The sequence below is a fragment of the Synechocystis salina LEGE 00031 genome, assembly GCF_015207985.1.
GTDB lineage: Bacteria > Cyanobacteriota > Cyanobacteriia > Cyanobacteriales > Microcystaceae > Synechocystis > Synechocystis salina.
Genome location: NZ_JADEVV010000028.1, coordinates 1 through 19,869, shown reverse-complemented (window position 1 = coordinate 19,869; position 19,869 = coordinate 1). Strand labels below are relative to the sequence as shown.

At 49.2% G+C, this 19,869-nt stretch carries 19 protein-coding genes; 4 read left to right on the top strand and 15 right to left on the bottom strand.

Annotated features, from left to right (window positions below; all coding sequences use genetic code 11):
• Positions 1-30: 30 nt before the first annotated feature.
• From IQ217_RS10885 to IQ217_RS10870, 4 genes are all read right to left on the bottom strand, one after another.
• A complete protein-coding gene (locus IQ217_RS10885) occupies positions 31-345 on the bottom strand; it encodes an STAS domain-containing protein (protein WP_194019963.1) in 315 nt (104 codons plus the stop codon).
• Between the two features lie 60 nt (positions 346-405).
• Entirely contained in the window at positions 406-1,011 is a 606-nt protein-coding gene (locus tag IQ217_RS10880) for a glycosyltransferase (RefSeq protein WP_194019962.1), read from the bottom strand.
• Between the two features lie 81 nt (positions 1,012-1,092).
• Positions 1,093-1,545, bottom strand: coding sequence for a PssD/Cps14F family polysaccharide biosynthesis glycosyltransferase (gene pssD, locus IQ217_RS10875; RefSeq protein WP_194019961.1), 453 nt, complete (start codon positions 1,543-1,545; stop codon positions 1,093-1,095).
• Between the two features lie 130 nt (positions 1,546-1,675).
• Positions 1,676-2,716 (bottom strand): glycosyltransferase family 2 protein, encoded by a 1,041-nt coding sequence (locus tag IQ217_RS10870; protein ID WP_194019960.1) that lies wholly within the window; start codon positions 2,714-2,716, stop codon positions 1,676-1,678.
• Positions 2,717-2,888: 172 nt separating this feature from the next.
• On the opposite strand from IQ217_RS10870, the gene IQ217_RS10865 reads away from it, so the two are divergent.
• From IQ217_RS10865 to IQ217_RS10855, 3 genes are all read left to right on the top strand, one after another.
• A complete protein-coding gene (locus tag IQ217_RS10865; RefSeq protein ID WP_194019959.1) occupies positions 2,889-3,047 on the top strand; it encodes a hypothetical protein in 159 nt (52 codons plus the stop codon).
• A 51-nt stretch (positions 3,048-3,098) separates the two neighbouring features.
• The gene (locus tag IQ217_RS10860; RefSeq protein WP_194019958.1) at positions 3,099-4,031 is read left to right on the top strand and encodes a response regulator; all 933 of its coding nucleotides are present in this window, start codon (positions 3,099-3,101) and stop codon (positions 4,029-4,031) included.
• Between the two features lie 96 nt (positions 4,032-4,127).
• On the top strand, positions 4,128-6,494 hold the full coding sequence (locus IQ217_RS10855) for an NACHT domain-containing protein (RefSeq protein WP_194019957.1): 2,367 nt from the start codon (positions 4,128-4,130) through the stop codon (positions 6,492-6,494).
• Between the two features lie 15 nt (positions 6,495-6,509).
• Here the strand turns inward: IQ217_RS10855 and IQ217_RS10850 are convergent, their stop codons facing one another.
• The 11 genes from IQ217_RS10850 to IQ217_RS10800 all read right to left on the bottom strand — a co-directional run bounded on the left by IQ217_RS10850 (position 6,510) and on the right by IQ217_RS10800 (position 17,788).
• Positions 6,510-7,781 carry an O-antigen ligase domain-containing protein gene (locus IQ217_RS10850; RefSeq protein WP_194019956.1) on the bottom strand — a complete coding sequence of 424 codons (1,272 nt, stop codon included), beginning with the start codon at positions 7,779-7,781 and terminating at the stop codon, positions 6,510-6,512.
• Positions 7,778-9,304 (bottom strand): GumC family protein, encoded by a 1,527-nt coding sequence (locus tag IQ217_RS10845; RefSeq protein WP_228024008.1) that lies wholly within the window; start codon positions 9,302-9,304, stop codon positions 7,778-7,780. Before IQ217_RS10845 ends, IQ217_RS10850 begins: the two co-directional genes overlap by 4 nt.
• Positions 9,305-9,335: 31 nt before the next feature.
• The gene (locus IQ217_RS10840; RefSeq protein WP_228024009.1) at positions 9,336-10,400 is read right to left on the bottom strand and encodes a polysaccharide biosynthesis/export family protein; all 1,065 of its coding nucleotides are present in this window, start codon (positions 10,398-10,400) and stop codon (positions 9,336-9,338) included.
• 3 nt (positions 10,401-10,403) lie between these two features.
• Positions 10,404-11,762: a lipopolysaccharide biosynthesis protein gene (locus tag IQ217_RS10835; protein WP_228025749.1), complete on the bottom strand. Its 1,359-nt coding sequence runs from the start codon at positions 11,760-11,762 to the stop codon at positions 10,404-10,406.
• Positions 11,763-11,800: 38 nt separating this feature from the next.
• Positions 11,801-12,781: a glycosyltransferase family 4 protein gene (locus IQ217_RS10830; protein WP_194019955.1), complete on the bottom strand. Its 981-nt coding sequence runs from the start codon at positions 12,779-12,781 to the stop codon at positions 11,801-11,803.
• Positions 12,778-13,710 (bottom strand): sulfotransferase family protein, encoded by a 933-nt coding sequence (locus IQ217_RS10825; RefSeq protein WP_194019954.1) that lies wholly within the window; start codon positions 13,708-13,710, stop codon positions 12,778-12,780. The genes IQ217_RS10830 and IQ217_RS10825 overlap by 4 nt, the downstream gene beginning before the upstream one ends.
• A 48-nt stretch (positions 13,711-13,758) precedes the next feature.
• Positions 13,759-14,718, bottom strand: coding sequence for a sugar transferase (locus IQ217_RS10820; RefSeq protein ID WP_194019953.1), 960 nt, complete (start codon positions 14,716-14,718; stop codon positions 13,759-13,761).
• A gap of 279 nt (positions 14,719-14,997) precedes the next feature.
• Positions 14,998-15,378: a cupin domain-containing protein gene (locus IQ217_RS10815; protein ID WP_194019952.1), complete on the bottom strand. Its 381-nt coding sequence runs from the start codon at positions 15,376-15,378 to the stop codon at positions 14,998-15,000.
• A 33-nt stretch (positions 15,379-15,411) separates the two neighbouring features.
• Positions 15,412-15,996, bottom strand: coding sequence for an HD domain-containing protein (locus tag IQ217_RS10810; RefSeq protein WP_194019951.1), 585 nt, complete (start codon positions 15,994-15,996; stop codon positions 15,412-15,414).
• 136 nt (positions 15,997-16,132) lie between these two features.
• Positions 16,133-17,290 (bottom strand): 7,8-didemethyl-8-hydroxy-5-deazariboflavin synthase subunit CofH, encoded by a 1,158-nt coding sequence (gene cofH, locus IQ217_RS10805; protein ID WP_194019950.1) that lies wholly within the window; start codon positions 17,288-17,290, stop codon positions 16,133-16,135.
• 126 nt (positions 17,291-17,416) lie between these two features.
• Positions 17,417-17,788, bottom strand: a complete 372-nt coding sequence (locus tag IQ217_RS10800; protein WP_190598196.1) for a VOC family protein — start codon at positions 17,786-17,788, stop codon at positions 17,417-17,419.
• Between the two features lie 249 nt (positions 17,789-18,037).
• On the opposite strand from IQ217_RS10800, the gene IQ217_RS10795 reads away from it, so the two are divergent.
• On the top strand, positions 18,038-19,869 hold a 1,832-nt coding region (locus tag IQ217_RS10795; RefSeq protein ID WP_194019949.1), incomplete at its 3' end, for a tetratricopeptide repeat protein.

Sequence of the window (19,869 nt, the reverse complement as noted above, 5' to 3'; positions counted from 1 at the left end):
GAATTGGTTGAATGTGAATAATAACTGGCCTTACAACGACGACAAGATTGGAAATAGACCATCCAGTTTGGAAATCTCCAGGACAATTTTCCATTCTGGGGAAACGGAAGTCAGGGCAATGGTTTTGCTGATTTTTCTTGCCTGATGCTGGGCTTTGGCTAGGACCATCAGTAAATTGCTATGGATAGTTTTTACCTGTCCCAAATCAACAATCAATGTGGAGAAAGGGGCATGGTGAATCCAGTCGAACATTTCGTGGGGGGCAATGTGCTCCGACGGGCAATAGATTGGTTGATTAACAATTTCTAGTTGGTCAGGGACCGGGGCTAAGGAGGAAGTATTCATAGTGGAGTGTTGGTAAGGTGAACAATATGGTTAGGGAGGGGATGACGAGTTATCGGCAGATTACCTTGGAGAAAAACATTGGTCTTCCTGGGCCAACCCTGGCAGACGACGGGCCAGGCCCTTAGCAAATTCGACTACAGCATTGATCCAGCCTGGGTAAACAGAACTTCTGCGAGGTGAGTGAGTGGTCTGGGCTGTCTGGGTTAACCACTGACTAGCCTGGGCGTAGTAATGACTGGGGGCCGGGACGATAACATGGACAGGATTGGCCAGAAACCGCACCAAATCACCGGGGGTATAGGCAATGGGCACTCCCTTTTCGGCTAAGGCTTGGGCCAGTTCCACTTGATGGTTGTCCACATGTTCATCGAACCCATGGCTACGGGGAACCAAAATAAAGGGTTTGTTTAGTTTGGCGAGAATATCGAAACTGCCTTCTCCACAGTGGGAAATAATTAGCCGGGCCTGGTCTAGCATGGTTTTAAAATCTGCTTCTGCCAAAACTTGATATTTTTCTCCCCCTTGGGGCAGAAATGTACAACTGCCGTATTGAATTAGTACTTTTTCTTGTTGGGGATCAATAAACTGCTGTTGAATTAGATAATCAATCCATTGCAGGAGGCGGTTGAAGGGAAATTTTTCTGTACCGACGGTAATTAAAATCATGGTTTTATTGGAGTTTGAGAAGGGTGTTAGGTTTAGTAAATTTAAATAGAAAAGATGCAAAAATAATCAGATTATTGCTATTTACTGGGCTAAAACTTCGATTAACTTAGCTTGGGGATAACGCTGTTGTAACTGTTTCCACTGCACATAAAGCACATCAATACAGGGCAGAATTAATTTGGCAGAGAGGCTGAGGTCATTAACCCTGGTGAAAGATTCAATAAAAATAGTTTTAATGCCCAACAGTTTGGCGAATAAAAGGAAGGGCACCGCTACCCCGGCCCCAGTGGTGATCACCATGTCCGGCCGTTCCTGATAGATAATGCGGACAGCTAAACCCAGATTGCGGCAGAGGTTGGGCAAATTTCGGTTGGTGGGGCCAAAGGCCCAATGGACTTCTTCCTGGGCGAGGTAGTTGCGGGTGGTGGCGGTGGGGAAGGTGACCCATTGGCGATCGTGGTTTTGCCAGAAGGAAGTCAGTTGACATAGGGCATTGAAGTGGCCGCCGCTGGAGCTAATCAGTAAAAGTTTCATTGTCTGCATCCCATTGATGGTGGGGGCATACCCCGTTTTCCTTAATTTTCAGTATGAGGGGGGCATGTTTACAGTCGTGTTTACGTAATTGTCTAACCTAATGCTTTTGATGAAATTCCTAGTAAATTCCCTAGGCCAGTTGGGACGAAGCGTTGGCTTCCCGTTCAATTTTTCTGGCCTGCAGAGCTCCGGTAACTTTAATGGCGATCGCCTCGATGGATTGATAAAAAGTAGGGGGACAGATTTTGAGCAAACAGGCAGCGGCAATGGTCAGGCCGGTGCGACGGGGTTCCACCAGAATAATTTGCCAATGGGTGCTGAGGGCCTGGCCTAATAAATTCAGAGCATGGTCTGTGTCTTGGAAACGCACTGCCCGCCGAGCCAGGTAACGCAGTTGATAAGCCTTGGCCGGTTTGCCCCATCGGGCCACCAATGCTGGTGCATACTGGGCAGTTTTTTCCATTACCTGGAGCCAGGACTGGAATTGTAACTCCACATCCGCCGACAGTCCTTGATTATTGACACGGTAGAGAGTCAACGCAGCGGGAATGCCTTCTATTACCCAGTCGGTCACGATAGCAATGCGAATCCAACACTCAATGTCTTCTGACCGCAACCGGAACGCTTCGTCAAAGTAACAGAACTCGGGAAAACCATGGCGATCGTCCAAAAAACTAATATCATTCAATACCTGGCGACGGATCACTGGAGCGGAACCGTTGCCCACGGGATTACGGCAGAGGAGATGGCCGGCATCAATGTTTTTTAACTTGGGCATTTGATGGATTCCCAAGGGTTGACCTTGACCATCAATGAAGGAAGAACGGCTAAAACTTACCCCAATGTGGGGATTTTGGTCTAAATGTTCAACGTGGCTGGCCAATTTTTCTGGCAACCAGAGGTCATCCGCATCTAAAAAAGCGAGATATTCCCCTTGGGCATGGCGAATTCCCGTGTTGCGCGACCCCGCTAGTCCCCGATTTTTCTGATGAATTAGTTTAATTCGTTGGTCCTTGAACTGACGCACGATCGCCGCACTCTGATCGCTGGATTCATCATCCACAACTATGAGTTCAAAATTGGTATAGGTTTGGGCCAGCACAGAACGAATTGTATCGGCAATGTAGGCTTCGGTGTTGTGGAGGGGAATAATCACAGAGACCAGTTTCATCGTAGGCATCCTCGGGGCGAAACGTTTTCCATAACTCCCATGATGGAGGACGAGGATCTACGTTTCTGTTGACGCCAATGTTTAACTTCAGGGTAAATTTGTCTAACTTCTGATTAATCGGTTCCAAACGTCTAACCCAATGGGGTGAAATGCCCTGCCCAAAATAGTTAGAATGAAGTTTGTACGTCAAGCCTATCTCACCGTTTACCGGGCCGAACCCGTGCAGGAAACGAAGACAAAACCACTCCTCCTCAGCACGGAAACTATTTTTGGTGGTCTGTGGGGCTTTATTTTCCCGAAAAATCAGGCAATAGTGGGATTTTTTCTTTAGGCAAGCAGTGGTCCCAATCATCTCTCGTTAATTTAGGGTTTATTCACAATAATGTTGTCTGATGATCTGGCTGGTGGGCAACGCACTTTTAAGGTTCTTGTGGTTGAAGACGATAGAGTCACCCGATCGCTACTGTTGATGGCCCTTAAAGAAGATAATTATGGGCTGGCGGAAGCCACTAACGGTCAGGAGTGCCTCGATAAATTTATCCAGTTACAGCCGGACATTGTACTGTTGGATGCGATTATGCCCGGTATGGACGGTTTCACCTGTTGCGAGCAAATCCGTCTTCTGCCTGGAGGGGATAAAGTACCCATTTTAATGATCACTTTTTTGGATGATCAAGAATCCATTGATAAAGCCTTTACGGCCGGAGCAACGGACTACATCAATAAGCCGATCCATTGGTCTTCTTTCCGTCGTCGCATTCATCAACTAATTAATGTCAAATCCTTGTTCAACGAAGTAGAAGCAACCCAAAAGGAGTTGGTTTCCCGTAGGAGCTGGGATAGTTTCTGGCAAGAAAATTGGCGGTCTTTGGCCCAGACTAGTCCTAACCAAAATTACCTCAACACCATGCTCACAGGGGCATTAAAACTTTTCAACGGATTGCGCATTGTGCTGGTGACATCGATCGCCGATGCCATTCCCTTCGTGGTTATCGATCCGGAAGTGGAGTCTATGGGGATTGATTTCACCGCCATTAATGATGACTTTGCCGCCTTAGTTTCCCTGCAAATAGATGGAGGCATTGTGTTTAAAGCCGGTGTGACTCCCCCGGCAAAGAACCATTGGTCAACCAAGTTGCCTTCCATGGCCCTATTTCCCACGGCGGTCCAGCCCGTTGCTTGGCGGGGTCAGCCCCTAGGACGAGTGATTATCCAATGGCGATCGGATCTTGATCTTGCAGAAGTAGAAATTCCCCAACAAATAGAAAATCTTTCCCATCTTCTGGGATTCCTACTCCAGGAAATCGATGGATAATAAAGGATAGCCGACCGCCCCCTCCCCCCTGCAGCCGAGTTGATAGTGGTGGGGTAATGGCGTTTTTGTTTGCTAACTGTTGTTGTGGAAAAATTCATGAGCAAACGCTCCCTCAAGTCTTCGTCTAGCGGTCAGGCCAGGGCAAAGCAGGCCATGACCAGGCGGGGCTGGACCCAAGCCTATTTGGCCACTGAAGCCGGACTTTCCACCCGTAATTCGGTCTGGAAGTTTCTCAGCGGGCGGCCAGTGGAGCGTTACATTTTTATGGAACTATGCTTCCAGTTGGGCTTGGATTGGGAAGAAATTGCGGACCTTCCCCAGGGGGACGACGACCCTGACATTGGGAATGATGGCGTTGTCACCGAGGAAGGCGATCGCCCGGTTATGGAAGCCACCGAGTCCCAGCCCCCACCAAGCTTGGAGGAAACTTATTTAGCAGTCAAAGCTAAGTTGAGGCACCAGTTCTGTAAACAGTACAGCAGGGTGCAATCTTCTTTTAATTTGACTCAGCAGTTTGCCTTAGACGACATTTACACCGATCTGAGTTTGTTGCCCCACCTTAGCCACCAACAATGGTTGGAGGTGGACGATTTACAAGGGTCTTTACTCCAAGGTGTGACCCAGCCCCAGCCCATCGGTTTATCCATTCAGGAGGCCATCGACCACCATGGACATTTGGTCATTTTGGGCCGGCCCGGCTCCGGCAAAACTACCTTGTTGAAGTACCTAGCTCTACAGTGTTACAACAGCCAAATTCAGCCCGATCATATCCCCGTTTTCATCCCCCTGCGGGACATTGAACGCTACCAACAGCATGAACCAGATTGGAGTGTGGCAGATTACCTCCAAACCCTATTGGCGATCGAAGAGATTACTCCGGAGCTACAAACTGAGTTACTGCAACAGGGCAAATTCTGGTTACTGTTGGACGCATTGGATGAAATTCCCCGCAAAACCAGTGAAAAATTTCTGCAAAAAATCCAGGAGTTTGTGCAATCTTTTCCGAACAATAATATCTTAATTACTTCCCGCATTGCTGCTCAAAATTATTTTTTTACTGGTTTTACATACCTGGAAGTTGCCAATGCCAATGAGCAACAAATTAGATCCTATATTGACAATTGGTTTAACCAGTCCGGTGTCCCTGAAGACAATGGTAAAATTAGCAAAAGCGACCAGTTATTAGCCCATCTTCGACGACCAGAAAATCGCTTTGTCCTCGAACTAGCCAAAACGCCCCTCTTACTAGAGTTAATTTGCTGTGCTTTCCAAGAAAGGACTCAACTGCCCAGTAAACCCGCCAAACTGTATAAAGAAGGGCTAAACGTTCTGCTTAACCGGGGTTCCCGCTCCCAGGCATTTCAAACAGACTATGGCTATAACGAGTTAACTCTGCTCCAAAAGTTAAAACTATTATCAGAAATAGCTGCCCGCATGTTTGCGCAGGGTTATTTTTATTTTGAAAAAGATCAAGTTTTATTAATTATTCAACAATATTTAGCTAGCATTGCCAGCGCCCCCATTAGTGGAGATTTGCTGTGGCTCAAAAGCGAAAATGTCCTACGAGCTATTCAAGTGCAACATGGGCTTTTGGTGGAGCAAGCCAAGGCAGTGTATTGCTTTTCCCATGTCATTTTTCAGGAATACCTAACGGCTCAACAGTGGGTTTTTCGCAAAAAATTAGCCATTGCAGATTCCGTCGTTAATGACCCAGAAATTATTGCCCAACGGCTCACCGATCCCCATTGGCAGGAAGTTATTGCTCTGGCGATTTCCCTTGTTCCCCTAGCGGATGATTTTTTACTGCAACTGAAATTCGAGATCGATCGCCTAGTAGCCAGTGATGATGGTTTAATTGCTGTAATAAAATATTTAGATACCAAAAGTAAATTGCTCCAAACTAACCATAAACCAGTGGCCATTAGGGCTTTTTATTTGGGCATTCTCTACGATTTTGGACTTAATTTAGCTACCCGTCTAGACCGGAGTTTGAGCGAAAATCCCCACGAAGAAATTTCCCTAGATTTACAATTGATCCGCATTCTCTCCTTAGCCCAGTCCCTCGCCCAAAATCCTACTTTTGAACAGTATTTAAACCTTGGTTTTGCCCTTGATATTGAAAGAAAATTTTCCCTCACTCCTGCCTTGACGAAAGCGTTACAAATTTGCAAAGAGCAACTACCTTCCCCCATGGAAGAGAAATCTTCCTTGTTGCAATGGTGGCGAATGCAGGGGCCAGATTGGTACCGGGGGATGAAAACCATCGTGTGTCAACATCATCAGCTTGGTTGTGTAGCTGAACTAAGCCCCAGCCAAAGTAATCTTTTGCGGCAATACTACCATGGGCTAGTTTTTTTCCATAAATGTCTCCACAGTGGTTGTTACGTTAGCCCCACTGTGCAGGCAGAACTGGAAAATAATCTCTTGACCTATGCACCATCAATTTCTGGCAACTTACCTTAGCTAGTTGACATTGACTTATTGATAATCTGGGCGATCGCCAGAAGCATAAAAACCCAGTCCCATGATAATTAGACCAGGCCAATAAAGATAGGCGAGGATTTCTAAATTTTCCCCAAAGGTGTAGAGAAAAAGAATAAATAATACTGCCAATCCCGCCTCCGCTACTGCATAGCGTTGAGCCTTAATTAGCAACAAAAAAAGACTAAGAACCATGGGAATGGCCAAAGCATAGAAACCAACAATGCCCTTGACAAATAACAAACCATACCAAGTATGGTGGGAGCCAATGGGCATATATTCCACCACGTGGGGTCCCGATTCCACAATGCCATGGCCCCAAATGGGAGCTTCCGTTTCCCAGCGATAACCGGCAATTTGCTTCAAGGTGGTGCGGACTCGGCTAGATTCCGACCGGGCCTCGGTGAATTTTCGCATTACGGTATCTAATAAGTTGAATAACCAGGGCGCCATGATGCCGGTAATGGTACTCCCTATGCCCAACACCATGAGGGTAAAGGGACGACTGAGACGGGCCAGGCAAAAGGTGAAAATAGGGGTCAAAATCAGGGAAACGATCGCCAAGCGGGACTTACAAATTTGGGCCAGGTAGAGGGAACCGATAATGCCAAACCAACGCCATTTTTTATTTTTCTCCTTGAGAGCGAGCACAAAATAGATATTAGCCACAAAGCCCAACGCCGGCCCCCAGGGGGTAAACAATCGTTGGCGAATGGAACCGTCAAAATCCACTTCGTAAAAAGAAACATCAAAAAAAGTTGTGCCTGGGCCTCCCACCGCTTTGAGGGGAGAAACATAGAGAATTTCGGGGAAATGGAGTAGGGGCGCAATGATTAGTAGGGGAGAAATGAGCAGGGTTTGCAAACAGATCACACAAACGGCTCGGTAAATCAGTCGGGGCCGAATGGGTAAACAGCCCGCCAGGGGATACAAGGCTAGGGCCGCCCATCCCTTGAGCCAGCCAATGGAGGACTTAATAATGGTGCTTGTGGGCAGGTCAAAATCCAAATGCCCAATTATCAGGGCCATCTGCATCATGGCCATGCCAATGATCCAAACCCAGATTAGCCAATGGATTTTAATTTTTTCCGCTTCCGGGGTGGCTTCCGTTTGCAACCACCATTTCAGCCCTACGTATAGTCCCAGAATTACCCCCAACACCGACCCGACAATGTAGATGGCCCCCAGGAGGTAAAAGCCATAGATATAGACCATGCTGTACCAAACCAGCCGTTCGGGAAAATTTTCGGGCTTGATGGGATCGTTCACGCGAGGATTTGGCGAGAAATTTTGGTCAGTACTACTAAAATTGTGTTGCGCCACCACAGTAATGTCAGGCCGAAGGTAACCAGAACAGAGCCGATCGCCGCCCCGGCCAGAACCAGCTTAGTTTTGGGAGCGGAGGGGGTATCGGGCAAGGTGGGAGGTTCCACCAATTGCATGAGGGGAAAGGAACCAAAAGGGTCACTTTTGCCCAAATCGGCCTTGGCCAGGGTGGAAGTAAAAATGGCCTCTGCTATTTGCACTTTACGGAGATAGTTTTCCAGCACTGATTCCTTTTGCACCATAATTTTCAGCCGAGCTTCTAGCTCGCTCACCTGTTGGGTTAACGCATCCACCTCCGCCCTAATGCCCTCATACTCAGCCTGGAGGGTAATTAGTTGTTGAAAGAGTTCCCCCCGCTTCACACCGGACTCGTTACTATTGTCCAAATTTAACCGTTCAATCTCCTCCAGGGTAATGGCCTTACCCAACAGAGCTTTGCCCCGTTCTAGTACTGTGGCCAGGGCTGCCCCTTGCTTTTGTTTGAGTTGCACTACATCGGGATAGTTGGGCCCCCGCTCTTCCAACAGAGCATTTAACTCTGTGCTGGTGGTGGTATATTCCTGCAAGCTTTTCTGAAAATATTGGTCTGTTTGCAGGGCCAACACCGTGGGAGCCTGTTCCGGCGCTAACTGCACCGCTAAGGTCAAACTTTGTAGGCGATCGCCAATTTGTTGACTTTGGGCCACCTTTTCCGCCCGTTGTTTGCGGAGAGTCTCGATGGTGCTGATCAAATTAGTCACCTGTTGGGAAGAACTCAAGCCAGACTGGGCTTTATAGTTTGATAACTGGGCTTGGGCCTGGGTAAGTTTGTTTTGGGAATCCTCCAGGGCAGAAGTAATAGCCCCATCCCGTTTTTCTTGTTCAATTTGCCTGAGGGTATTAAGCCGTCTTTCTAGGGTTTGGTACAGACTAAGGGCTTTGCGTTGGGCAATTTTGGGACTTGGGCCCGATTGGGAAATGCGGATGGTGGTGGTGTTGGGAATGAGGATAATTTTCGGCTCACCAAATTCTTCAACTTCTATGCTCACACTGGCCGCCGCTTCTTGAATCACCGTATCCCCCAGGGCTAGTAATTTGTAATTTTCCCTTGGGTCGGAAGAACTGCCAAAGGCGGAGGTGGTGGAAGTGGCCGCCTGGCCCACGTCGGGGAGGTTGAGGTTTACCCCCAGGGCATTACCAGCGACATGCACCACTAATTCACTGGTGTAGGTGGGAGCGGTGTGCTTCAGGTAACTTAACGTTCCCGCCCACAGTAATGTATTGGCCCCCACTGCCAAAGTTAAATATTTAGCAATGCGCCCCAAAGGCAAGTTTAATCTTGGTTTAATTGTTGCGATGTCCTCTTCTCCATCCATTTCCCCTACTTCAACATTGTCCATGGCACCATCTTCGGGGGAGTTAAGGGCTTCAGATTCATTACCGTTGGGAAACCGGTCCTTAGTTGGGGAGGAGGAAGTGGTGGCCATAGCGATTAACCTAACGGTGTAGTTAAAACCCCTAACGGAAGAAAAGATTACGGAAAATCAAAAAGGGGTCTAGGGGACTGAGGAAATCAGTGATGGAGCGGAAAATATCCCTAGTGTTGGTCATACCGGAATCGTAACAAGCAATGGCGTCCCTTGGCATGAGCAGGGGATTGTCTGTGTTGCTGTGGGAATTACGCACCAATTCTTCCACCGGTTTTTCGGTGACCAGGGTTGCTCCACTGGCCGTATCCACCCGCACCAAAATAGCCCGGCGATCAGCGTTGACATTGACAGTACCCCCCACACAGTTGGCCGCCACCACTGCTTGACTAAAGCGGGCCCCATAGGGAAAGGTGATGCCTTCTTGTTGGTTCCCCACTGCCGAGGTGGCATTACTATTGGCGGGTACGGTGAGGTTGGAAATAAATACCTTAATACCAGGGGGAGTGATTTGAGAGGGACGGGCCAAGGCCGGTTGCACCTGGCCAGCGCTGGGCACCACTAGGCGATCGCCAGCCATGAGGGGAATATCGGCCACCGCATCCCCAGTAAATACTCCCGACAGATCTAGGGGAATTTCTTCCTCTCCCCGTTGCACCACAATATTGGCCACATCCGCTGTGGGTAAAACGCCCCCCACGGCCCGGAGTGCGTTAATGCCGTAGCGCCAAAAGGGATAATCCCCCGTCACCGACTGACTTTCTGGGGGCACTGTAATTTCGTTGCTGGGTTCTCCAGGATTTTCAATTAGTACCCGCCCTGGCTGGAATACGTCCCCTGCCACCGTTACCTGTACCGGCGCCCATTGCAGGACCTGCACTGATAGCTGGAGTTTATCCGGGGGAAAATAACCCTGATTGGTTAGCAATTGATGGAGTTTTTTCTCCACCGCGGCACTTTCTAGACCCCCCACGGCCACAGGACCCAAAAAAGGCACTTCGATCGCCCCGGCCTGGTTGACCACATAAACGCCGGCAAAATATTTTTCGTTGGGAATGGAAACTTCTAGGCGATCGCCTGGGGAAAAGGGCAGGGCCCAGACCCCTTGTTGCCAACCCAGTGCAAGTAATCCCAAAGTAAGCAACCAACGCCCCATCATTTATACTTCCCCGGCCAAAGCCAAACGTCGAAATACTGTGCGGGAGGCCCAAAGCGAAAATAGAGGTAAACAGAGCCAATGACTGGCCAAAACGGCGATCGCCACCCCCACATTGCCCCCTTGCACTCCCCACATTAAACAACCAGCAAAAAGGGTAGTAAAAATTAAATTCCACCAAAGGTCCCATTGGGGCTTATCCACCGCTAGCAATAATTGGGAAGCAGCATCGGCAAAGGGTCGGGGAATGGCCGATAGACAAATTAACATCAAAATAGGAATGGCTCCAGCCCACCGATCGCCAAAAACGAGGGGCACATAAAAAGGAGCCAAACTGGCTTGCAGAAGCACAAAGGGAATAATCACCATGGCAATGGTTTTTTGACTCTGCCAATAGCGGGCCCGGAACTGGGCCAAGTTATCCCGCACGTCGCACAGGTGGGGGAGTAGAGCCGCTTTAATGGAAGTGATAATGCCCAAACTAATACCTAGACCAGCATTAAACGCAAAATAGTAAACCCCCAAAGCCTCCACGCTCAAAAAGCGGCCAATGATTAGGTAATCCAAATTACTACGCAGAGTATTCAACAGTTCCACCCCCAACACCGATTTGCCAAAGCCAATTAAATCCCCCCAGTGATGACGGTGAAATCCTTTGGAGGGTCGCCAAGGATGGTAGCGGCGCATAAAGTAAACCCAAATGGGGGCTACTAAAATTTTAGGCAAAATAATCGCCCAGAGACCAAACCCCAACAGGGCAAAGATGGCGGAGAGGATATTGTCGCTGGAAATTTGGCTTAACTCCGCCAGGGCAATAATTTTAAACCGTCCTTCCCGCTGAATTAGGGCCGCTTGGATAATGCCCAGGGGAATGGTGAGCAGGTTCACTGCCATGGCACAGATGGGCAAAATTAGGCGTTGATTGTCGTAAAAAGCAGCAATGGGGAACGCCACTAAACATTGCACCATAAATAACCCAATAAACATCAGCCAATTGAGCCAGTAGGCCGATTCGGCCAACTCTTCCAGCCGCTCTGCTTCAGTTTGGATCAGGCGAATGACCACCCCGTTACGGGTAAAAACTCGCACAAACTCATTGGTGGTTAACACCAACGCCGCCAGGCCGTAATCTTCCTTGGTCAAAAACCGGGCTAGGATAACCGTTGCAATCAACCGGGAAACCCGAATAATCGCCCCCGATCCCCCCAGCCAACCGAGGTTCCGCACAAAAGTACCGTCTTTGTGGCTAAATTTGGCTTTAAGCTTGGCGATTAATTCCTTCACCCGGGTTTCTTCTCCCCTAACCGTCCCTGGACACCGGATTGATTTGACTGTAAAGGCTTCATTGTAAGAGATTGCCAACGACATTCCGCTAGTTAGCTAGCTCCCATTGCCCTAATCTATGGCTCTATGGCCGCCGTCAGATAGTCATGCCATTCCTGTACACATTTTTCCCAAGCATTGGTCACGGCTATCCTTCCTTCCTGGCCCCATTGTTGTAACTGTTTTGGACTTACCTTGGCGATCGCCTTGGTCAACATTTCCAGATCTTCTGGGGGACAAAGCAGACCAAACCCCTCTACCTGTTCCGACAGTCCATCCACGGCGGTGGCGATGATACCTTTTCCGGCCGCTTTGGCTTCCAATGCCACCAAGCCCCAAGGTTCCCAACGGGAGGGAATAATTACCCCGTCACAATCGGCCAAAAAAGTTGGTACATCTTCCACTGGCCCCACCAATTGCACTGCAGGCAGGGCAGCAGTTAATTGCCTAATCAAGGCTTCATCCTCACCGTAGCCCCCCAATTTGATTCTGATTGGGAGATCCGGGGGCACATTGGCGATCGCCTTTAACAAGAGATCGAAGCCTTTTTGGGGCGCAAACCGTCCATATACCCCCAGGGTTAAGGTCGAGCTGGGGGGTTTCAGGGGCAAAGCCAAAAAGTTGGCCAGGGGAGATGCCGGGCGAATAACCTTTACCTTGGCTGGATGCACTAATTTATGGCCGATTAGCCATTGTTTTTGGGCTCGGGAAACACTGATCACCCCATCAGCCAATCCGTAGGCAGTTTTAAGTAAAAGCCGGAAGCGCTGGAGAGATTTAACTTGATGCTGTTCAAAGCCAGCACAGTAGTGATGCTCACAAATATGTACCGGTGCCATGGTCTGCAGTCGCCACAGGGCAGGTAAATATTTCCAAGCACTGGCGTAATGGAAAATGATAGCGTCTGGTAACTCCCCCTTGACTCGCTTTAGCCCTTGCTCCAGGGTCAGGGTTTGGCTAGCAAAACTCTCTCCCAGGGAAGAATTCAACAGATTGCGGACCAGGTGGTTTGAGCCTCCCGGCCGGCGATCGCCAATTAAATGCCAGATAGTTTTCATGGTAGCCAGGAGGTTAGGTCACGCTTGATCAGCGCTTGACAGGCCAGAATATCTTCTCGGTACTGGGTTTGCAATTGTTGCTTCAGCACCGGATCGAGGGGGGGCGTAATCAAATTACTATGCTGGATGGACTGCCTTAGTTTTTGCGGTAATAGGGGCTTGACAAGGGTTTTGAGGACATTGGGTTTGGTCAACAGGCCATGGAGCCAGGGATTTTTTGGCATTCCTGATTTATTGGGCCGTTCACTGAAATCCGGCAGGAATTGGGCATCAACTCCTAGGAAAGTAAAAATATCTTTCATTAACCCTTGGGCGTCGCGCCGCAAGTCTTCGTAGAGGTAAACTCGAATTTGGTTGGCAGGGAAAAGGTCATAGTATCGCCGCACCTGCTCGGCGTAGTAGCCGGCCTGTTGATAGTGCCAAAACCATTCCCAGTTCGCTTCCGTCCGCTCCGGTTCCTGGGCTAGGGCCTGGGCAAAATCCAAGGTTGTTTCCCGGCCATCTCTCACTAAATGGAGATAGTTGGCATAGGCCCGGGCCACTGGCTCCCGCAGAATAATAATAATTTTTGCGGTGGGGCAATGGTGCTGGATTCTCTGGGCTACCTGGCGATCGTAAAGGTATAAAGGACAGGCTTCCCCGATCGCCGTTTCGGTAGTTACTCCTTGAAATTGGGCTTGGTAATCAGCCAGATTAGTGATGGAAAAATCTGCCACCGCCTCATCCCCTGGGCCCCGAAAATTTAACTGCTGTCCTTCGTAGGCAAAAAAGTTAGTTTCTTTGCCTGGGGTCATATAGATGGCGGGATGTTGTTGGAGGTAATGGTGCAGGGCGGTGGTGCCAGCTTTGGCCGCGCCAACAATGAAGAAGTTGGGCAACCGGTTGGCTTGGGCAGTGGTGGAGAGATGGGGCGAAAGGGTAGTAGCCATGGGGAAGGGGAAACTTAGTGGGGGTAGGCAATGATGGAAAATGGCAACCTAGCAAGCACCGCTATGTTTAGAAAATACTACGGTGATGGTTTTCACCAGGAGCTTGAGGTCATGCCAAATGCTCCACTTTTGTTGGTACTGCAAATCCAGGGCTACCACTTCTTCAAAATTACTGATGGAGGAGCGACCATTGACCTGCCATTCCCCCGTTAAGCCAGGTTTGACTTCCAGCCGTTCACCGTGGTGGATTTCGTACTGGTCCACTTCATCCAATGTGGGGGGGCGGGTACCCACCAAACTCATTTCTCCCAATAGGATATTGAAAAATTGGGGAAATTCATCCAGGCTGGTTTTGCGTAGAAAGTGACCCAATTTGGTGATGCGGGGGTCATTTTCGTTTTTGAAAAATGCTCCTTCAATTTGGTTTTCTACTTTCTGTTTCAGGTCGTCGGCATTGACCACCATGGAACGGAATTTCCAAATCCGAAATTGTTTACCCCGATAGCCACAGCGCAGTTGGGAATAAAGCACTGGGCCAGGACTATCTAACTTAATGGCGATCGCCAGGGGAACAAATAACAGAGCGGTGATTCCCAAACCCATAACTGCCCCTACCATATCCATCAACCGTTTTGCCTTGGACTGGACTGAGGGGTGGACTTCCAGCGCTAATTTTTCTTCTGGGGCAATCACTTGGTTGGTGATCGCTGGCAGGGTTAAATACTCGTCAATGCCAGCTTGCTGGAAAAGGGTCTGTACTTTTGGCCCCACGCTCCAACCCATAATTTCAATGCCCCGGGCCTGGGCCCAACGCCCTAACCGTCGTAGATAAATGATGGCACTGCTATCCAACCCCTGGGTTTTAGCAAAATCAAAAATTACTCGTTGCAGTTGGGCTTCTACGTTAATTTCTTGATGGAGCCAATTTCTTAACTGATCATGGAGAGCAACTACTTCTGCTTGACCAAACAGAGCGGGCATTTCAATTAGTTGAACAGCGCTAGCCATAATGATTACCAGGGGGTGAAGGAGGCATCGGTCTGGGAGGGGGCTCCGTTGACCTATTCCTACTATCCCAGGGGCAGATCTACGTTCCTGTTTACGCCCATGTCTAACTTTGGCGATCGTTGTCTAACTTCTTTGCTTCGATGGCAATTCCACCCCAATACAGCGGTGGCGGTATCAGGGTGGCACGGTAAAAACTCTACAGAATGGGCGTTACAACTGTTTTATGTGCATCAGGTTAATTCGGAATTTGCCGTAAAATTGACCCAAATACACTTTTTGCTAAGTATTTGGTGGATTACTGATTTTATTTGGGAAGGACACTTCAAGAACCACACACCCTTCCTCCGTTTTAAAGGGCCCATGAATTTCGCCGGGGGGTCTGCTTGCGTAATGGCCAGTTTCCAACCACATTTCAAAAGCACAATCATATAGGCGACCGCTCACGATAAAGATCTCTTCAGGATATTCATGACTTTTACTTCCCAATGGCGTTGTGTCGGCCCGGGGAAAGAAGCGGGTTAAACGAGTATATTCCCCCGATTCGCAATCAATACTAAGGGTTAGTTCTTCGGCCATGCCTTCAAGACCTTCAATGGAATGCCACTCGTTTTGATTGTTTGAAGTTAATGGGTTCCAGTAAGTGATGGTTGATTTAGCCATTTTCGCAATCCTTATTACTTCTGCTAAAAATTATCACAACTTGCCATAGCGCCACCCATCGATGATATCAATCAACTCATTGGACCAGGCATTGGGGTTACGGTCTTGGTAAATGCTCCAGAGAGATTGATAGTACCAAAGAATACCGGATTTACCCCGATTGAACTTTTGCCAAATTTCATCCCCATGGCGACGTAAATCAATGGCGATGGTGCGGGCATTCTGGAGGGTATCTGCCAAAGAAATTTTCAGCACCGCGAGGGAAACCTGACGCATTTTTGCTAAATGTTCTTGTTTGCGTTGTTCCCAGGGAGGTTTGGGCACGCTCGTACTGTCGGAACAAGCCCTGATTAGGGTCGCCACCGTTTGGCCAAATTTATTTTCGATCATAGCTAAAGTTTCCATGCCTCCTTGGTCTTCCACCGCATCATGGAGTAAGGCGGCGATCGCCTCATCTTCATTGCCCCCCATTTCCAACACCAGGGCCGTCACCCCCAACAAATGACTGACGTAGGGCACCCGGGAACCCTTACGGTATTGTTCAGCATGTAATTGGTTAGCCAATACCAGAGCATCACCAAAGCGGGCAGTGAGGGCAGTAGGATTTGATAGATTCATAGAAATTACTAATGTCAATCTTGCTAATCCGAGTAAAGATCCGCTGTGGCTAACTCAAGCAAAGGAAAAATGAAATCAGAGCTTCAACTGATTACCTGCTTAAACGCTTAAAGAATTATTTTAGGTCAATTTTATTTTAATTCGTCTTGAGATGCTTGTAGAGGGTAGTGCGCTGTTGATGGGGACGGCCCATGGCTATGATGGCATTTTGCAGTTGGGTTGCGGTCAGGCAAGTGCCCCCTTTGGCCCCGGCCATGGTGGTGATGTGTTCTTCCATCAAAGTGCCCCCCAAATCGTTACAGCCCCATGCCAAGGCGGTGGTGGCCCCCGTTAGCCCTAGTTTGACCCAGCTTGGTTGGTGATTGACGATCCATTTTCCTAGATACAAACGGGCGATCGCCATAATTTGCAGGGCTTGATTTAAATCTGGCTGGTCTCTACCGACCCTTTTCCTCAGGCTAGGGGGCGCTTTTTCCCCCACAAAGGGCAGGAGGATAAATTCAGTAATACTGGCGGCATAACCTCGGGCCAAACTGGTTTGTTGTCTTTGTCGCAGGCGATTGAGGTGGGTAATAATCTCCTCTGGGGTTTCAATGTGGCCAGCCATGAGGGTACTGGTGGTGGGTAAACCGTGGCGATGGGCTAAGCCAATGATCTCCAACCAAGTTTGACTGTCGATTTTTTCGGGGCAAATAATACGCCGTACCCGGTCCACCAATACCTCTGCCGCCGTACCGGGTAAGGAATCCAGCCCAGCGGATTTGAGGGCCATCAGCACTTCTCCATAGGTCAAATCATCCTGGCGGGCAATAAATTGAATTTCCTGGGGAGAAAAACCGTGGAGATGGAGTTGGGGAAATTGTCCCTTGATGGTTTCCACCAAGTTGACGTAATAGGCCAAGCTGGAACCGTTAATTTTTGCCTGGGGATTTAACCCCCCCTGGAGGCAAATTTCCGTTGCTCCCTGGGCCACTGCGTCCTTAGTTTTGTTGAAAATTTCCGAGTCATTTAACCAGTAGGCCCCCGCTTGCCCGTCATCCCGACGAAAGGCGCAAAAATTACAATGTTGCTCGCAAATATTGGTGAAGTTAATGTTGCGATTGACCACATAGGTGACCGTTTCCCCCACTAATTTCTGCCGTAGGCGATCGCCATATTGTTTGATTAATTCCCAACTTTGGGGGTCGTTACATTGTAGGAGTTGCAAACCCTGTTGGGGAGTCAGGTCTTCCAGGGCCAGGGCTTGGGCGGCAAGTTCTTCAATCAGGGTAAGGTTAACGGTAGATAGAACCATTGGCCTGGGTCAGGGGAGGAAAATTGGGCAGTCCTCCACAGTGTAACCTCAGTTTTGCCCGATGCCTTTTTTCAAATTGGCGATCGCCCGGTTAGAGTCCATTGCGAGCTAACTGGCGAATAAGATCTAGCAACTTTCGTGAAGAATAATGCGATTTCCCGCTGGGTCATAGAGATAAATTTCCCGCCCATGGCTGGCATAGATAATAGTTTGTTCCTTGATGGGGGCATAGAACTGAGCAATCTTGGCGATCGCCGTTGCTAGATCTGCTATTTCCAAACAGAGGCTCAAGCCACTCCGTTCAGGGGCAGAAAATTCCCAGGCATGGTCTGGATGGGGAGAGAAAATAGCTAAAACCATGCCCGGTAACTGAAATTGGGCATAACGTCCCGGGGAGTAGGGAAGGGGCTCCTGCTCCAGGAGGGATTGGTAAAAGGCCACCACCTCAGCAAAGTGAACCGCGCCGATGGTAAGAAACGCTTTTTTGTAGAAAACCATGGCTCCGTCCCCCATCGGTAACTTTACGACTCTGGTTAATTTTGACCGGATTCCCGCCACAAAAATAAGTAAGAGAAAGCAGTCTGACCCTAGCCTAACGCCATCTCTCAGTTAAAATCCTTCCAGGTCAACTAATGTTAAGATTGGCCAGAAAAATATGGCTCCCATTAGTAACTTGGTTTTGTTTGAGCCTGGCCGGCGATCGCCTAGATAGCCGAGGCTGACTAGCTTTCTCCCCTGTAATTGCAGATGAATAAGACCTTTAATCTCCCCGTTGTCCGCTATTTTCGATCTGGTCTGCCACTGCAACGGTTACCCCTACAGTTTTGGGCGATTTTTCTGATTTTGATGTCGGGGGGCATCGGTCTAGTTTCCACCAATTGGTTGTTAGTTTTGCCGAAAAGCCCCCAATGTTCCAGGGTGTTTTGGCCGGTGGCTTCGGCCTCCATGCGGCTTTACTGTGCCCAGTTATCGGCGGAGGAAAAAACCGTTGATGGCCTGTTGCGGGCCATTAATCTTTTGGCCGCCTTGCCCAAGGATCATCCTTTGGCAGTGGAAGTTAACCGCAATATCGAAACCTGGGCCACGGATTTATTAGATCTAGCAGAGGATTATTTCCAAAAAGGATTGTTGGAAGAGGCGATCGCCGCTGCAGAAAAAATCCCAGACCATGTGCAGGCCTACGACTTAGTGGAGGAAAGAATTAACGCTTGGCGGGGGCTCTGGCAGGAAGGGGAAACTATCTATGCTGAAGTGGAAGCGGATTTGCGTAACTCCCGTTGGAATAGTGCTTTTCGTAATGCGGTGCGTTTGTTGAATCTGGACAATGTCTTTTGGGCTACCACTAAATATGACCAAGCCATCCGCAATATTCAAATTGCCCAGGAAGAGAGCAGTAAGTTAGACAACGCCTATCGCATTCTCCGCCGTGGGGGTGCTGATAATTGGCTCAAGGCGATCGAGGATGCGGCCAAAATTCCCAAGGATAGCTACGCCTACCAAGAGGCTCAGAAATTAATTGCCCAGGCGGTGGATAAACTGACCGGCTCCATTGAAACCATGATTGAGCGTCAAGATTGGCAAACTTTGAACAATACCCTGAGTCGTTTGCCGGAGTCCTACTTCCCCGCCCAGGATTTGAACGATTGGCAAATTCTTGCCACGGCGGGACTGGAAGCGCAAATGGGCACTGTGGAAGGTTTGGGTTTAGCCATCACCACCGCAGAAAAGTTAACAGACAGCAATAGCCCCTACTACAACCTTGCCCAAGAATTAGTTAAGGATTGGCGTCGGGAAGAAACTGCCCTGCAACAGTTGGCCCAAGCCCGCAACACCGCTGAAATTGGCACCATCAGCGCCCTCAACGAGGCGATCGCCCAGGCCAAATTAATTACCAAGGACAATCCCCGCCACCAGGAAGCTTCCAGGGACATTGCCAACTGGACAGAACGGATCCAAATAGATGAAGACCGCCCCATTCTGCGGCAAGCAAGACAATTGGCCGCTGCTGGCAATCTAGAACAGGCTATTCAACAAGCAGAACGGATCGTTGCCGGCCGAGCTTTACACTCCGAGGCTCGCCAAAGTATTAATCAATGGCAGGCCACCATCCAGCGCCGCACTGACCAACCCATCCTCGACCAGGCGATCGCCTTGGCCAATGCCAAAAATTATGAAGCAGCCATTAGCACCGCCCGTCAGATAGAGAGGAACCGGGCCCTGTCCGGGGAAGCCCGCCTACAAATTAGCCGGTGGCAAGGGGAAATTAACGCCCAAAATAACCTGAAGAGAGCCCAGGAAATGGCCTCTTCCCGCACCGTGGATTCCCTGGGCCAGGCGGTACAACTAATTCGCCAAGTGCCCCGCAGCACCGATGCCGGTGGTCAACGCCTACAGTTGGTCAACAATTGGAGTTACCAAATTTTGTCCCTAGCCCAGGAACAGGCCCGGGCCGGTAACTACCAGCAGGCCATCCGGGCCCTCCAGCAAATTCCTGCCGAAAGTGCCGCCTATGGTAGTGCCCAAAATTTTCTGCAGGAATGGCGTAGCTTTAGTCAACCGTCCCCGCTCCCCATTACCCC